Here is a 15,180-nt window from a genome sequence, read left to right on the forward strand (position 1 = left end):
GATCCCGTCCTGAGTGATCCTGCGTTGTGTTTTCGTCGTCCTGCGGCGGGCATGGCGCCCGAGCGGACGTTCTCGCCGGGTCATCGGACCAATGTTTCTGCGACGGGATTCCACCTCCGTTAACGCTTAGATTTGGAAGCTGGCGTCACGCTGGCGTCCGTAAGGTCTTCCTAATCCTGATCCGGCTAGTGGTCGGCCAAACAAAAGGAAGGCGAAGACGATGTTGCACACCGGATCACTGCTGTTCGCGGCCGGCTTTCTCACCTGCGCGATGATCGTCGCATCGGCTATTGCTTGGTCGTTCTCCGATAACCGCGTGAATGACGGCGAGTTCGCGCAGGGCGATGCCCGCCGGCTGGCCTGATCAGCCGGTCGCTACGATCGCAGATTGTTCGGGAAATCGGACTGCAACTTCGCCTGCTGCCCGGATTCGCTCATCCGCACATGCACGACGTCGGCATACACCTGACTGAGCGTGCGGTGGGTCTGTTCGATGTCGTAGAGGCGGGTGAAACGCTCATATCCGGCACGGCCGACCGCAGCCAGGTCGAGCCTGGTTGCGCGTTGAAAACCTTCAACCAGCTTTTCGGCCGAGACCTCGTCGCACAGCACGCCCGTCGCATTGTCTTCGACGATTTCCGGCAGGGCGCCGATGCGGAAGGCAATGATCGGCTTGGCCGCCCGCATCGCCTCGATGGCGACCAGGCCAAACGCCTCCCAGCGCGAGGGAATCGCGACCATGTCGGCCTGGTCGAGCTCGGCCTCGATCTGGTTGCGGTTCATCCAGCCCAGAAAAGAGACGTTGGCGGGCAGATCGCTTCTGCGGAATTTGCTGACGACCGAGGCGCCGATCAGGCGCACGTCGAGCTTGTCTCCGAGTGCGCGCGCCGCCTCGATCAGGAGATCGTAGCCCTTCTGACGGTCGAGGCGCCCGATGAAGAGGACCTTGATCTTCTCTGACCGCCATTGCGCTGCGCCCTTGTCGAGCGCAGGACGCTGCTTGGAAATCCCGTTGTGCACAAGAACCAGGCGATTCGCCGCGATTCCGACCTGCTTGGCGTCGGCCTGCTCGCTTTCCGAGATGCAGACGATGCGATGGGTGAATTTCGACAGCACGAGCTCGGTGAACTTCGTCACCTCGCGGCTGAGGCGGCCGGTTTCGCGGCCGAAGGCCCAGCCGTGCGGGCAATAGACGATGCGCGAGCGCCGATAGGTGAGCCAGAGCACCGGGCGCACCACGAGCCCGGCGAACGACGAGTGCAGGTGGATGACGTCAGGACGAAGCTGCCGGACCGCGCGCATGGTTGCAAACAGCATGCGAAACAGGCCGACCGCGTTGCGTCCGTCGCGCGGAAACGTGGTGACCGCGTCGTCCTCGATGTTCACCAGGTCGCTGCGATGGTCGGAGGGAACGACATAGTTGACGTTGCCGGGGCCGAAGCTCGCGCTCTGGTGCGGATGCAGCTCGTTGAGGTAGGTCGCGATGCCGCCACGGACCGTTTCGGCGACATGCAGAATCTTCAGGCCGCTGGACAACGGTCATTCCTTCCTTGTCTTGAAGGCGCCAGATACTGGAGACGCCGGATCTTGCAGACGCACGTCTAACCTCGCTAAGCAGCAATAATCGGGCCGCGTCATTGTTTCGCACGGTCGGATGTGGATCGGGATGCCGGCTTGGCGAGGAATTCGAGCATCGCTGCGGCGGACTTGGCCCAGGAATATGTCATAAGGCGCTGCCGCTGCTTCTCCTGTTCCACCGGCGAGATCCTGCCGAGTTCAATTCTTTCGCGCATTCGTGCCGACAGCTGATCCGCGTTGAGCGGATCGAAATAGACGGCGGCATCGTTGCAGGTCTCGCGCACGGCATCGGCGGAACTCGCGATCACCGGACAGGCGAAGAACATCGCCTCCAGGGGAGGCACGCCGAATCCCTCATAAAGGCTCGGAAACACGAATGCGGCGGCCCGGGAGAACAGCGCGGCAATCTCCTCGTCCTTCAGGCGCCCGGCGATGACGACGCCGGCCCTCGATTCCGCGGCCGCGCCCCCGAACACCTTGTTGTTATCGCCACCGACCACGACCAGCGGAAAATCGGCGCGGCCAAGCTGCTCGGCGGCGCGAATGGCCGTATCGACATTCTTGTTCTTCGTCATCGAGCCGACGAAGAGGAAGAATTGATGGGGCGCAAGACGCAGCTTGTCGATGATCGAGAAGTCGGGCGCGACGGTCGCAAAATGTTCCGCGCTATTCGCAATGACGGGGATCGAAGCCGGATCCAGCGACAGCACCTCGGCAAGTTCGTTGCGTGAAAACGCCGAAACTGTTGCGATCGTTGCCGTGCGCGCCAGCAGATGGCCGAGCGTCCGGTGCAGGGCGAGGTAGCGCCAGCTGAAGAAGTCCGGCCGCCGGAAAACCTGCGCGTCGTGAATCACGACGAGATGGTCGCGGTGGAGTACAGGGCCGGAATTGGCGAGACTGACGAGACGGGTGCCGGCCGCGGCGCGCGCCAGATCGATCTGGTCCCACGCGTGCCCCTGCAATGATCCGATCTGCTTGATGGCGATGCGGCGAAGACCTGGAAGCGTCTGCGCATTCGGCGGCGCAAGGATTTGCCAATCTGCATCCAGCAGTTGCTGCGGAGCCTCTCCGCTCGCGAGCAAGCGGTCCATCGCCTTGACGATCTCGGCGGCGTAGCGCTGCACGCCCGTGAGCGATTGTGACAGGAACCTGCCGTTGATGGAGAGTTTCAAAGTCGATCTTTTTCTTTGCGGGTTCTTGCGCGAACAATGCCCGAAGACTGAGCATCAGGCGCCGAATATACGTCCTATGACGTCTAGCACATGTGGCGCTATCGTCCGAGCATCCTTGCAGGCGGATAGCATGCGATGGTGCATGACGCCATCATGTTTCCTACACATTTCGATGCGCTTACATGGGCGGACTGATTTGATGATTGTCGTGACTGTCCAAACCTTGCCTCTCATGTCCTGGTCTGGCAATGCTCCGCGGAATGAACGAGATGACAACTTTGCGGCCAGTGATCGTTACCGGCGCTGCCGGCTTTATCGGAATGCATGTTTGTGAACGGCTGTTGGCACGTGGCGAGCAGGTCGTCGGCATCGATGCAATCACTCCGTATTACGATCCCGCACTGAAGCGTGCGCGTCTCGCAACGCTCGAACACCATCCAGGGTTCAAATTCCACAAGATCGATCTCGCAGACTTCGCCGCAGTGACGCGCGTCTTCGACGAGGTCTCGCCCGATCGCGTCGTGCATCTGGCGGCGCAGCCCGGCGTGCGCGCGTCGATCGACGATCCCATCACCAGCATCCGGGCCAATTGTGACGGCTTTGTCACCGTGCTCGAAGCCGGCCGGCGCCATGGTCTGGCGCATCTCGTCTACGCCTCGTCGAGTTCGGTGTATGGCGCCAACCGCACCTTGCCTTATTCGACCGAGCATTCGGTGAACCATCCGGTCAGCCTTTACGCCGCAAGCAAGAAAGCCAACGAGCTGATGGCGCATACCTTTGCGCATGTTCACAAGCTGCCGGTGACCGGGCTTCGCTTCTTCACCGTCTACGGCCCGTGGGGCCGGCCCGACATGGCCGCCTATCTGTTCACGCGCGCGATCTTCGCGAATGAGCCGATCAGGATTTTCAATAAAGGCGACATGTGGCGCGACTTCACCTATGTCGACGACATCGTAGAAGGGGTGATCCGCACCCTCGATCGGCCCGCGGCGCCGAATCCCGCGTGGAATGCCGAGCGGCCGGAAAATTCGTCGAGCTATGCGCCGTATCGCGTCTACAACATCGGCAACAACAGGTCGGTCAACCTGATGGAGTTTGTCGAGACGCTCGAGAAGATCATCGGCAAGCCGGCGATCCGCCAGCTGTTGCCGATGCAGGCCGGCGACGTCCTGGAGACGCGCGCCGACATTTCCGCGCTCCAGCGCGACGTCGGCTTCTCGCCGTCCACGACGATCGCGGATGGCCTCGGCCGCTTCGTCGAATGGTACCGGAAGTACCACGGCGTCTGATCCCGCGGGCCGCGGCACCTGCGTGTCGCCCGGGAATGCCGGCTCTTAAGCCGGTTCTTAAGCTGGTTCTTGCGCTGGTTCTTGCGCTTTTGACCGCCGGCGGCCTTGTCAGCGGGCGCGAACGGTGGTTATCCCGTCCCTCTGAACCTCTTTGACCCCGAACCAGGCGCGGGCCCATGGCTGAGCGGATCGCTCTCATCACCGGCGTGACCGGTCAGGACGGCGCCTATCTCGCCGAATATTTGCTGTCGCTCGGCTATGTCGTGCACGGCATCAAGCGGCGCTCGTCCTCGTTCAACACGGCGCGCGTCGATCACCTCTACCAGGACCCGCATGTCGGCAACGTGCCGTTCCTGATGCACTATGGCGACATGACGGATTCGACCAATTTGATCCGCCTGGTGCAGCAGATCCGGCCGACCGAGATCTACAATCTCGCAGCTCAAAGCCACGTCGCCGTCAGCTTCGAGAGCCCGGAATACACCGCGAATGCCGACGCCATCGGCGTGCTGCGCCTCCTGGAAGCGATCCGCATCCTCGGCATGGAGAAGGAGACGCGGTTCTACCAGGCCTCGACCTCCGAGCTCTACGGCCTGGTGCAGGAGATCCCGCAGAAGGAGACGACGCCGTTCTATCCGCGCTCGCCCTATGGCGTTGCAAAACTCTACGGCTACTGGATCACGGTGAACTACCGCGAAGCCTACGGCATGTTCGCCAGCAACGGCATCCTGTTCAACCATGAGAGCCCGATCCGCGGCGAGACCTTTGTGACCCGCAAGATCACCCGCGGCGTCGCGCGTATCGAGGTCGGGCTGGAACAGACGCTCTATCTCGGCAATCTCGAAGCCAAGCGCGACTGGGGCCATGCCCGCGACTATGTCGAGGGCATGCACAGGATCCTGCAGGCCGACAAGCCCGACGACTTCGTGCTCGCCACCGGCGAGATGCGCTCGGTGCGCGAGATGGTCGAGCTGTCCTTTGCCCATGTCGGCCGCCGCATCGCCTGGCGCGGCAAGGGTGTCGAGGAGACCGGCGTCGATGAGACGAGCGGCAAGACCGTGGTGAAGATCGATCCGAGCTATTTCCGTCCGACCGAGGTCGATCTCCTCGTCGGCGACGCCAGCAAGGCGCGCGAGGTGCTCGGCTGGACGCCGAAGCGCAGCTTTGCCCAGCTCGTCGAGGAGATGATGACGAGCGATCTGGCGGAGGCAAAACGGGATGCGGCCAGTGGCAAACGCACCGTTTGAGCTGAGGGGCAAAAGCGTCTACGTCGCCGGCCATCGCGGCATGGTCGGAGCCGCACTGGTGCGCCGGCTGGCGCGGGAGGACGTCAACCTCGTCACGGTCGACCGGCGCGAGGTCGATCTCTGCAACCAGGCCGCCGTGTTCAACTGGTTCGCCAGGACGCGGCCGCAAGTGATCTTCCTCGCCGCGGCCAAGGTCGGCGGCATCGTCGCCAACAACACGCTGCGCGCCGAGTTCATCTATGACAACATCGCGATTGCCGCGAACGTGATCCAGGCCGCGCATCTCAACGGCGCCGAGAAGCTGATGTTTCTGGGCTCGTCCTGCATCTATCCGAAGCTGGCGCCGCAGCCGCTGCGCGAGGATTCCGTGCTCACCGGTCCGCTGGAGCCTACCAACGAGCCCTATGCGATTGCCAAGATCGCCGGCATCAAGATGGCGGAGGCCTATCGCAGCCAGTATGGCAGCGACTTCATCAGCGTGATGCCGACCAATCTGTACGGCCCCGGCGATAATTATCACCCCGAGCTGAGCCACGTCGTCGCCGCGCTGATCCGGCGCTTCCATGAGGCAAAAGTCGCAGGCGCAAAGAGCGTCATCGTGTGGGGCACCGGCACGCCGCGGCGCGAGTTCCTCTATGTCGACGACATGGCGGATGCCTGCGTGCACCTGATGAAGACCTATTCGAGCGCGGAGCTGGTCAACATCGGCACCGGCGAGGACATCACCATCGCCGAGTTCGCGCGCGTCGTGGCCGACATCGTCGGCTACGGCGGCGAGATCAGTTTCGACACCTCGCGTCCCGACGGCACACCGCGCAAGCTGCTCGACGTCAGCCGGCTCGCCAAGCTCGGCTGGCGCGCCACGACCTCGCTCGAGGACGGCGTAAGACGCGCATACGAGGCGTATCTGTCGCATACGTAGAATGCAACCAATGCATGTCGCGTATTTCAGGAGATGACCGCAACGCCTGTCACGCGCGGCGGTTAAGGTTTATTCGGTTCGCGAAGCAACCTGCCCTAATGTTGGGCGTGCGGCCGGATACAGAAATAGTCTAGGGTGTTCAGTGGAACATCCGTCTTCAACGGAAAGAGTTTTTCATGCGAATCGCGATGATCGGAACGGGCTATGTGGGACTGGTGTCCGGAGCCTGCTTTGCGGATTTCGGTCACGACGTCACCTGCGTCGACAAGGACGAGAAGAAGATCGCGGCGCTTCATCGCGGCGAGATTCCGATCTACGAGCCCGGCCTCGACGAACTGGTCGCGACCAATGTGAAGGCCAAGCGGCTCGACTTCACCACCGATTTGTCGAAGCCGGTCGCGGATGCCGATGCCGTCTTCATCGCGGTCGGCACGCCGTCGCGCCGCGGCGACGGTCACGCCGATCTGTCCTATGTCTACGCCGCCGCGCGCGAGATCGCGCAGTCGCTGTCGGGCTTCACCGTTGTCGTGACCAAGTCGACCGTCCCGGTCGGCACCGGCGACGAGGTCGAGCGCATCATCCGCGAGACCAACCCCGCGGCCGACGTCGTCGTCGCCTCCAACCCCGAATTCCTGCGCGAGGGCGCGGCGATCCGCGACTTCAAGTATCCCGACCGCGTCGTCGTCGGCACCTCCGACGAGCGCGGCCGCAAGGTGATGGGCGACGTCTATCGCCCGCTGTCGCTGAACCAGGCTCCGCTGATGTTCACGGCGCGCCGCACCGCCGAGATGATCAAATACGCCGCGAACGCGTTCCTCGCGACCAAGATCACCTTCATCAACGAGATCGCGGACCTCTCGGAAAAGGTCGGCGCCAACGTGCAGGAAGTCGCGCGCGGCATCGGCCTCGACAACCGCATCGGCACCAAGTTCCTGCACGCGGGTCCCGGCTTCGGCGGCTCCTGCTTCCCGAAGGACACCAAGGCGCTGATCAAGATCGCGCAGGACTATGACGTGAGCTTGCGCATCGTCGAAGCCGTGCTGGCCGTCAACGAGAACCGCAAGCGCGCGATGGCGCGCAAGGTCAGCCAGGCGCTCGGCGGTAGCTTGCGCGGCAAGACCATCGCCGTGCTCGGCCTCACCTTCAAGCCCGACACCGACGATATGCGCGATGCGCCGTCGATCCCGCTCGTCACCGGCCTGATCGACATGGGCGCGACGGTCAAGGCTTTCGATCCCGTCGGCATGGAGCAGGCCAAGGGCGAGCTGCCGAACATCACCTATTGCGAGGACGCCTATTCCTGCGCGCAAGGCGCCGATGCGCTCGTCATCGTCACCGAATGGGTGCAGTTCCGCGCGCTCGATCTCCACCGGCTGAAGGCGGCCATGACCCAGCCCGTCGTCGTCGATCTCCGCAACATCTACCCGCCCGAAGAGATGCAAGCCGCCGGCTTCACCTACGAGAGCATCGGGCGATCGTCCCAGGTCTAAGCTGGTCGTTTGAAGTTCGGGTTCGCCCGCCTCATCCTGGGGCGGGCGAAATCGTTTCTGATGCGATATGATCCGGTCGCATCAGGTCGCCGCGTTTGGCCTCGTTGCCGCGATGGAGATTGTCATGACCGACGACACGCACACGATCCGAAGTGGCGGGCTCACCGCGACCATCAAGGCACACGGCGCCGAGCTGTGCTCGTTGAAGGACGGCAGCGGTGTCGAATTTGTCTGGCAGGCGGGGCCGGCCTGGCCACGCCACGCGCCGCTGCTGTTTCCGATCGTCGGGCGTCTCGCCAATGACGAAATGCGGCACCGGGGCAAGACCTACCGGATGACCCAGCACGGTTTTGCGCGCGACAGCCGGTTCGCGTGGGTAGAGCGCGGCGAGAACCGTTGCACGCTGGCGCTCGAAGACAGCGAGACAACGCGCGCGCTCTATCCGTTCGCATTTCGCCTGACGGCCACCTATGCGATCGACGACGCTGGTCTCGATCTCTCGCTCACGGTCGTGAACACTGGCAAGGAGACATTGCCGGTGTCGCTCGGTGGCCATCCCGCCTTCAACTGGCCGCTTCAGCCTGGAATGTCGAAGGAGAGCTACGCGCTGACGTTCACGAACGAGGAGCCGTCTCCGGTTCGCCGTGTCGAGGGCGGACTCCTGCTCGCGGCAACGGATCCGAGCCCCGTCAGAGGCACCGTGCTTCCTTTGTCGGAATCCCTGTTCACCAATGACGCCGTCATCCTCGACCCCGTCAACAGCCATGCGGTCCGCTATGCGGCCGGGCAGGGGGGCGGGCCCTGGCTCAAAATGTCATGGCGCGGCTTTCGCGAGCTCGGCGTCTGGTCGAAACCGACAGGCGCGCCGTTCCTCTGCATCGAGCCCTGGCGCGGCTATGCCAGTCCCGTCGGTTTCGATGGCGAGTTCAGCGACAAGCCGGCGCTGATGCACATCGCGGCCGGCGCGAACGAAGAACTGTCGTACCGGATCGAGGTCGGGTCGTCCTGAGGCAGGCCTTCGCGTGCCTGTGGCCCTCAGACCTCGATCCGCGTGAGATCCTCGCCGAGCACGACGGGACCCGAATAGTCCTTCCTGACGTCCGCGAGCAACGCATCCAGCATGGCATCGTCGGTGCGCGGACGGTGATGGGTCAGCGCAAGCTTCTTGACGCCGGCCTTGGCTGCGATCTTGCCGACCGTGTCGCCGCAGGCGAGCGTGTATTTCGCGAGCCGGCGGAAGTGGTCGTTGGTGATTTCAGGCGTCGCGAGAAAGCAGCACTGCACCAGTAGGTCGGCTCCTTCAGCCAGCCGCTCGAGACCGGGGCAGGGCACCGTGTCGCCGGAGATCGCTATGACCTTGCCCTCGGCTTCGAAGCGGAAGCCGAGGCACATCCAGCGCGCGAGAAACGCCGGCGACATGTCGAGACCGTCGCCATGTGAGACGAGCTCGGCGCTGATCTTCCAGCGACCGGTGTCGAGGACGGGGCCGGGAATGATGTCCGTCGCGACGACCGGCTTCCATCCCCCAAAGGTCGGCTCGCCCTGATCCCGCCAGGCGATGTCCTTGTCGTAGACCTGTGTGATCAGCGTGTTGACGAGCCGTTCGGTATCGGGCGGACCGTAGATGCGCAGATCGTCCTTGCGCCCATGCATCCACGAATTCAGCATCACGTCATAGAGGTCGCCGATGTGGTCGAAGTGGTGATGGGTGAGAAAGACCGTGTTGATGGCGCCGAGCGGCACGCCGGCTTTGTGGAGCTGCACCATGACGCCGCGGCCCGCGTCGAACAGGATATTCTCCTCGCCGAACCTGATCAGCGTGGTCGTCGCCATGCGGCGCGGGTCCGGGCGTGGGCCGCCGGTGCCGAGCAGTGTGACTTCCATGGCGCTACTCCAGCGTGAAGCCGGTCGACCTGATCACGCCGTCCCGGCGTGTCTGAAGATCTTTCGTAGCGTACTTTAGATTCGAAGGCGTCAGCTAGACAAGTCGCGCGTCAGTGCAGACCGGCCACAGTGGCAGCAATGGTTGGCCGGATCGTCGAGCGGCCCGATCCCGCGGACGTCAGGCGATGCGCAAAATCCTGCGCCCGCCGCTCGACCAGATGCCAGGTCGCGCGTGCGACGAGATAGCTGAGCGCGGCGGTGACGGCATAGGCGATCAGCAGCGAGAGCAGTCCGTCCGTAAGCGGCCAGATCTGGCGCAGGCCGGAGATCACCGCGAAGTGCGACAGGTACATCGAATAGGAGTTGCGGCCGAGCGCCTCGATCGGCCGGCAGCGGATCGCGAGGCGGATGCAACCTGCAACCAGCGCGCCGAGCACGAGGTTGATCATCAAATAGTTGAATTCATGCGAGCCGGTGGCGCGATCGGCGATGAAGGACAGCGCGATGAAGGCGGCGAAGATCGCGGCGTCCGACTTCGCAAAGCCGTCGCGCAGCGAGAAGAACAGCGCGCAACCGGTGAGGAAGACCGGCAACTGGTTCAGGAAGCTGATGTGCAGCGCATTCCAGACGAAGGCCTCGTGGCCGGGCCCGTAATAGGCCGAGAACAATGCGAACGCCCAAGGCTTGAACAGGCAGACATTGACGAGATGCAGCGCGATCGCGAGCGCAAGATAGAGGTGGCGGCGAGATCCGAAGGCCGTGATCACGAAGGGGAAGACGAGATAGAACGTCATTTCCGCCGCAATCGACCAGTCGCCCGGCACGACGCTGTTGACGCTGTCCGGCCAGAAGCCGTGCAGGAACGTCGCGGTCAGGATCACCTGGAGCGGCCCGATGCCGTTGGGCGCGTTGTAGCTCGGACCCGTGCCATTGACGAGCAGGTAGAGCGGGATCGCGAGCCAGAACAGCGGCGCGATGCGCAGGAAACGCCGGATGTAGAATTTGCGCGTCGGGTCGGTTTCGGTGCGCTGCGTCCACATCAGGCACATCGTCATGGCGCTGACGAAGTAGAACACGTTGACGCCGGTCCAGCCGCACATGAAGGCGAAGTCGAGGGCGTGGATCTTTGAAGGAAAGGATTGTGAGACGTGGATCGCCATCACGCCGACGATCGCGAGGCCGCGCAGGACGTCGAGCGTGTGAGAACGGCCGAAAGGCGTTGCACCTTGCTCGGTTCGTTCGGCGGCCAACCGGGCCTGCCCCTGCATCACGCCTGCTCCGTGGTTTCGCATCTGCAAGCGGAGACCATAGAGGCGCGGCCGGCTGTTTCGAAGCCGAAGCCTTTCTTTACGTTAACCAGCGGTCGAGTCCGACGCCGAATGTACGGGATCGGCGGTGTCGAGGGGGCTGGTCGTCGCTCGCACGCGCCACGCCGGCATGATGATGCGCGCGATGAGAATTGTGGGGCAATTCATACTTAATACGCCAATACCATGACCAATATTGTTCGGGCAGCACAACACGCCTAGTATTCCAGCAGGCAAATTTCGGGGGCTCGAATAAGTCGTGAATGTTCGTTCACAGGACAGTGCGCTGCGCGACGACTTGAACTTTCAAGCCGCGCCACAAGCACACAGGACATCCAACAACGTGGTTGATTCCGCACGTCAGGAATTAAGGCCTGCCGGCCGCGAACGGCTGATCGTCGTCGAAGACGATCCCGTGACGCGGACGATGCTGGTCGGCTATTTCAGCGAGAACAATTTCGACGTGGTCGGCGCCGGCTCCTGCGCGGAATGCCGCCAGGCGCTGCGCTCGCGCACGGATCTCGTCTTCCTCGACGTGCAGTTGCCTGACGGCGACGGCTTCGAGCTCGCCAAGGAGATCCAGGCGACCAGTAACGCGGGCATCATCTTCGTGACGCGCCGCGACACCGACGTCGATCGCATCCTCGGCCTCGAGATCGCCGGCGACCATTACGTCACCAAGCCGATCAATCTGCGCGACCTGCTCGCGCGCGCGCGCAGCGTGCTGCGGCGGCGTTCGATCGACCGCAAGGCGGCGCGCAATCACAATTCGATCGCCTTCGGCGACTGGATCATCGACCTGACCCGGCGCGAGCTGCTCGGCAGCGACGGCAAGCCGGTGGCGTTGACGCGCGCCGAGTTCGACCTGCTCGCGGCGCTGGTCGGCGCCGACGGCCGGCCGCTCAGCCGCGACTATCTGATCGAGGTCGTCAGCAACCGCCAGGCCGAGGTCGACATCCGCACGGTGGATGCGCTGGTGGCGCGGCTGCGCCGCAAGCTCGTCGGCAGCGGCACGCCCGTGATCGCGACCGTCACCGGCGTCGGCTACAAGCTCGCGCTCAGCGAGCGGCTCTAGCCTCATCCGTCGAAAGATCCGATCACCCTCGCGCCTATCGCGCGCGGGCGCTCTGATCCGTCGATGTCCTTTGCGCCGCCCCGGCCAGCTGGTCATCGACCGCATACAGCGTGCAGGTCGGCGACCATTTCATGCAGGCGCTAAGCGAATCGCGCCGGGCGTCGTCGGCGGTCGTGCGGCCCGAACGCCAGCCGTAACCGCCGTTCGGCGACACGGCAAAGGCCTTGTGCGGCATGGTGCTGGCGAGATAGCGGGAGAATTCGGCGCGCGCGGCCTCGTTGAGCTGGCCCGGCGGCGGCAGCGGATCGGGAAGGCTCAGGATGTCGTGGCCGAGCCCGCGCTCGCGCAGGAAGGCGTCGAGATAGGGCGTCCATTGCGGGCGGCCCACCCCCGAATAGAGATAGTGGCCGTCATCGCCGTAAGGCGGCGCCGCAATGAATTTGGCGTGACCGCCATTGCTGCGAAATCCGTCATAGAGGCGGCGTGCGAGATCGGGACCGAAGAACGAATCATTGGCCGCATAGACCCACAGCATCGGCACGCGTGACGTTTTGCCGAACGTGGCGAAGGCCTGCACCAGCCCATCCTCGTTGCAGACGTCGTCGTCATCGCGCGAGCCGCGGCCGCCGGCAAAGCTGATCGCGGCGATCAGACCCGGCGGCGCCTGCGCCGTCAGCGCGACGGTGGCGAGCCCGCCGGCGGAATGGCCGGCCGCGATCATGCCCGATGTCGTGACGTCGGCCCTGCGCCCCATCGCATCGATCGCGGCGCGCAAATCCGCGACTGCAACCGCCGCCGCCGGCAGATAGGCGGCATTGGCGCAGCCGCCGACGCTGTCGACGCGCCCGCCGGGCGAGGTGCCGTAGCCGCGCCGCATCACGATCAGCGCGGCAAAGCCGCGCCGGGCATATTCGAGCGCGATCCCGTAATATTTGTGCGCCGACATCGTCGCGCGGTCGTCGAAACTGCGCGGCGAGCCGTGGCTGAGCAGCGCGAGCGGATAGCGCTTCGTTCCGGCCGGCCGGACCAGAAAGGCCTCCAGCCCCTGCGGCCCGGCCTCCGTCATCGGGATGCGCAGGTCTTCCGTGTAGAACTCCGCGGCCATCGCATTGCGCGCGATGCCAGCCGTCGCAAGCCAGGCCATCAGAACAACCAAGAGCCTGTGAAACAACGTCATGCCCCGACTCGAAAAAGCCCCGATTTGAAAGACCATAGCATGATCTCAGGAACGGCCAGCCCGCCGCCCGTGTTGTGCCCTTGGCGGGGGGCCGGCCGATGCTATGGTACTCCACAAACTCTGCACGACAGGACGAGGATATTTCAGTGGCTGATGTTGATCCCGCGGCGGGCAAGCTGGTCTCGCCGGACGCGCTCACCAACGTTCCGCGGCTGGTGACGGCCTATTTCGCCGGCAAGCCCGATGTCGGCGATCCCGCGCAGCGGGTGGCGTTCGGAACCTCCGGCCATCGCGGCACGTCGTTCAAGAACAGCTTCAACGAGGGCCACATCCTCGCGACCACGCAGGCGATTTGTGACTACAGAACAGAAAAGGGCCTGACCGGCCCGCTCTTCATCGGCATCGACACCCATGCGCTGGCCGAGCCGGCGCTGGTCAGCGCCGTCGAGGTGTTCGCCGCGAACGGCGTCGACATCATGATCGACAAGGACGGCGGCTACAGCCCGACGCCTGTCATCTCGCACGCGATCCTGACCTACAACAAGGGCCGCGCTAGCGGCCTTGCCGACGGCGTCGTCGTCACGCCCTCGCACAATCCCCCCGAGGACGGCGGCTACAAATACAATCCGCCGCATGGCGGCCCGGCCGACACTGACGCGACCTCCGTCATCGAGAAGCGCGCCAACGCCTATCTCGCCGATGGCCTGAAGGGCGTGAAGCGCATCGACTACGCCAAGGCGCGCAAATCCGCGAATGTGCACGCCTACGACTTCATCACGCCCTACGTTGCCGATCTCGGCAATGTCGTCGATCTCGATCTCGTCAAATCCGCCGGCATCAATATCGGGATCGATCCGCTCGGCGGCGCCGCCGTGCATTACTGGCATCCGATCATCGAGCGCTACGGCCTGAAGGCCACCGTCGTGAACGAGGCGATCGATCCGACCTTCCGCTTCATGACCGTCGACTGGGACGGCAAGATCCGCATGGATTGCTCCTCGCCCTACGCGATGGCGAGCCTGATCGCGATGCGCGACCGCTTCGACGTCGCCTTTGCCAACGACACCGATGCCGACCGCCACGGCATCGTGACGCGCACCGGCGGCCTGATGAATCCGAACCATTACCTTGCGACCGCGATCTCCTATCTGTTCGCGAACCGCCCGAACTGGGGCAAGGATGCCGCGATCGGCAAGACCGTGGTGTCGAGCTCGATCATCGACCGCGTCGCCAAGAAGCTCGGCCGCAGGCTGGTCGAAACGCCGGTCGGCTTCAAATGGTTCGTCGACGGCCTCCTCACGGGCGGCTTCGGCTTCGGCGGCGAGGAGAGTGCAGGGGCCTCGTTCCTGCGCCGCGACGGCGGGGTGTGGACCACCGACAAGGACGGCATCATCCTCGGCCTGCTCGCAGCCGAGATCATGGCCAAGACCGGTCGCGATCCCAGCCAGCTCTTCAACGACCTCACCGCGGAGCTCGGCGTGCCGCACTATGCGCGCATCGACGTCGCCGCCACCGCGCCCCAGAAGAACATCCTCAAGTCCGTCACGCCCGAGCAGCTCGGCCTGAAGGATCTCGCCGGCGATCCCGTGCGCGCCACCCTGAGCAAGGCGCCGGGCAACGGCCAGCCGTTCGGCGGCATCAAGGTCGAGACCGATTTCGGCTGGTTCGCCGCAAGGCCGTCAGGGACCGAGGACGTCTACAAGATCTACGCGGAAAGCTTCCGCAGCACCGAGCACCTGAAGCGGATTCAGGAAGAGGCCCAGGCGGGGTTGAAGAGGGTGTTCGGGGCGTAGCCGCGGGGCCAACGCGCTGTTTGCACCGTCCCGCTCCGAGGGAGGGGGCGCCGTATCGGCCGGTGTCATCACCCGCGAAAGCGGGTGATCCAGTACTCCGCGGCGCGAGCTGCGTGGACCAATGACTGCCGCGGAGTACTGGATTCCCCGCTTTCGCGGGGAATGACAGCGGAGTTAATCCTGTATACATAACATCACATATAGGTATTATATTACGGCATTTTTCGCCTTGAACGATTCTATCCC

At 64.0% G+C, this 15,180-nt stretch carries 13 protein-coding genes; 8 read left to right on the forward strand and 5 right to left on the reverse strand.

The genetic code is table 11. The features are described from left to right. The first annotated feature begins 220 nt into the window (after positions 1–220). Complete coding sequence (locus tag ABIB95_RS39175) at positions 221–364, forward strand: hypothetical protein (RefSeq protein WP_166350075.1); 144 nt, start codon at positions 221–223, stop codon at positions 362–364. A gap of 11 nt (positions 365–375) precedes the next feature. On the opposite strand, the gene ABIB95_RS39180 is transcribed toward ABIB95_RS39175, so the two are convergent. Continuing rightward, positions 376–1,536 carry a glycosyltransferase gene (locus ABIB95_RS39180; RefSeq protein WP_081369340.1) on the reverse strand — a complete coding sequence of 387 codons (1,161 nt, stop codon included), beginning with the start codon at positions 1,534–1,536 and terminating at the stop codon, positions 376–378. 98 nt (positions 1,537–1,634) lie between these two features. Next, entirely contained in the window at positions 1,635–2,750 is a 1,116-nt protein-coding gene (locus tag ABIB95_RS39185; protein ID WP_354247913.1) for a glycosyltransferase family 4 protein, read from the reverse strand. A 269-nt stretch (positions 2,751–3,019) separates the two neighbouring features. On the opposite strand from ABIB95_RS39185, the gene ABIB95_RS39190 reads away from it, so the two are divergent. The 5 genes from ABIB95_RS39190 to ABIB95_RS39210 all read left to right on the forward strand — a co-directional run bounded on the left by ABIB95_RS39190 (position 3,020) and on the right by ABIB95_RS39210 (position 8,707). Further along, positions 3,020–4,039, forward strand: a complete 1,020-nt coding sequence (locus tag ABIB95_RS39190) for an NAD-dependent epimerase (protein WP_354247916.1) — start codon at positions 3,020–3,022, stop codon at positions 4,037–4,039. A 176-nt stretch (positions 4,040–4,215) separates the two neighbouring features. Beyond that, on the forward strand, positions 4,216–5,286 hold the full coding sequence (gene gmd / locus ABIB95_RS39195; protein WP_354247919.1) for a GDP-mannose 4,6-dehydratase: 1,071 nt from the start codon (positions 4,216–4,218) through the stop codon (positions 5,284–5,286). After that, positions 5,267–6,208, forward strand: coding sequence for a GDP-L-fucose synthase (gene fcl / locus ABIB95_RS39200; RefSeq protein ID WP_502917921.1), 942 nt, complete (start codon positions 5,267–5,269; stop codon positions 6,206–6,208). Before gmd ends, fcl begins: the two co-directional genes overlap by 20 nt. Positions 6,209–6,384: 176 nt before the next feature. Further along, positions 6,385–7,698 carry a UDP-glucose dehydrogenase family protein gene (locus ABIB95_RS39205; protein WP_354247925.1) on the forward strand — a complete coding sequence of 438 codons (1,314 nt, stop codon included), beginning with the start codon at positions 6,385–6,387 and terminating at the stop codon, positions 7,696–7,698. A 124-nt stretch (positions 7,699–7,822) separates the two neighbouring features. After that, positions 7,823–8,707, forward strand: coding sequence for an aldose 1-epimerase family protein (locus ABIB95_RS39210; protein WP_354247928.1), 885 nt, complete (start codon positions 7,823–7,825; stop codon positions 8,705–8,707). Positions 8,708–8,733: 26 nt separating this feature from the next. Here the strand turns inward: ABIB95_RS39210 and ABIB95_RS39215 are convergent, their stop codons facing one another. Beyond that, positions 8,734–9,582 carry an MBL fold metallo-hydrolase gene (locus ABIB95_RS39215; protein ID WP_354247931.1) on the reverse strand — a complete coding sequence of 283 codons (849 nt, stop codon included), beginning with the start codon at positions 9,580–9,582 and terminating at the stop codon, positions 8,734–8,736. Positions 9,583–9,692: 110 nt separating this feature from the next. After that, positions 9,693–10,850, reverse strand: coding sequence for an acyltransferase family protein (locus ABIB95_RS39220; protein ID WP_354247934.1), 1,158 nt, complete (start codon positions 10,848–10,850; stop codon positions 9,693–9,695). 298 nt (positions 10,851–11,148) lie between these two features. Here ABIB95_RS39220 and ABIB95_RS39225 point away from each other — a divergent pair, with 298 nt between their 5' ends. After that, complete coding sequence (locus tag ABIB95_RS39225; RefSeq protein ID WP_063979731.1) at positions 11,149–11,964, forward strand: response regulator transcription factor; 816 nt, start codon at positions 11,149–11,151, stop codon at positions 11,962–11,964. 34 nt (positions 11,965–11,998) lie between these two features. Here the strand turns inward: ABIB95_RS39225 and ABIB95_RS39230 are convergent, their stop codons facing one another. Then, complete coding sequence (locus ABIB95_RS39230) at positions 11,999–13,141, reverse strand: alpha/beta hydrolase family protein (protein ID WP_354247937.1); 1,143 nt, start codon at positions 13,139–13,141, stop codon at positions 11,999–12,001. A gap of 146 nt (positions 13,142–13,287) precedes the next feature. Between ABIB95_RS39230 and pgm the strand changes: the two genes are divergently transcribed. Further along, positions 13,288–14,934, forward strand: a complete 1,647-nt coding sequence (pgm, locus tag ABIB95_RS39235) for a phosphoglucomutase (alpha-D-glucose-1,6-bisphosphate-dependent) (RefSeq protein WP_354247940.1) — start codon at positions 13,288–13,290, stop codon at positions 14,932–14,934. Positions 14,935–15,180 lie beyond the last annotated feature (246 nt).

Origin of the sequence: Bradyrhizobium sp. LA2.1 (assembly GCF_040547725.1) — a bacterium.
In the GTDB taxonomy this organism is placed as follows: Bacteria; Pseudomonadota; Alphaproteobacteria; order Rhizobiales; family Xanthobacteraceae; genus Bradyrhizobium; species Bradyrhizobium barranii.

Bases quoted from the DNA above. Each gene is read 5' to 3' on its own strand.
- ABIB95_RS39175 (WP_166350075.1), top strand. From the start codon at position 221: ATGTTGCACACCGGATCACTGCTGTTCGCGGCCGGCTTTCTCACCTGC.
- ABIB95_RS39190 (WP_354247916.1), top strand. From the start codon at position 3,020: ATGACAACTTTGCGGCCAGTGATCGTTACCGGCGCTGCCGGCTTTATC.
- gmd (WP_354247919.1), top strand. From the start codon at position 4,216: ATGGCTGAGCGGATCGCTCTCATCACCGGCGTGACCGGTCAGGACGGC.
- ABIB95_RS39205 (WP_354247925.1), top strand. From the start codon at position 6,385: ATGCGAATCGCGATGATCGGAACGGGCTATGTGGGACTGGTGTCCGGA.
- ABIB95_RS39210 (WP_354247928.1), top strand. From the start codon at position 7,823: ATGACCGACGACACGCACACGATCCGAAGTGGCGGGCTCACCGCGACC.
- ABIB95_RS39215 (WP_354247931.1), bottom strand. From the start codon at position 9,582: ATGGAAGTCACACTGCTCGGCACCGGCGGCCCACGCCCGGACCCGCGC.
- ABIB95_RS39220 (WP_354247934.1), bottom strand. From the start codon at position 10,850: ATGCAGGGGCAGGCCCGGTTGGCCGCCGAACGAACCGAGCAAGGTGCA.
- ABIB95_RS39230 (WP_354247937.1), bottom strand. From the start codon at position 13,141: ATGACGTTGTTTCACAGGCTCTTGGTTGTTCTGATGGCCTGGCTTGCG.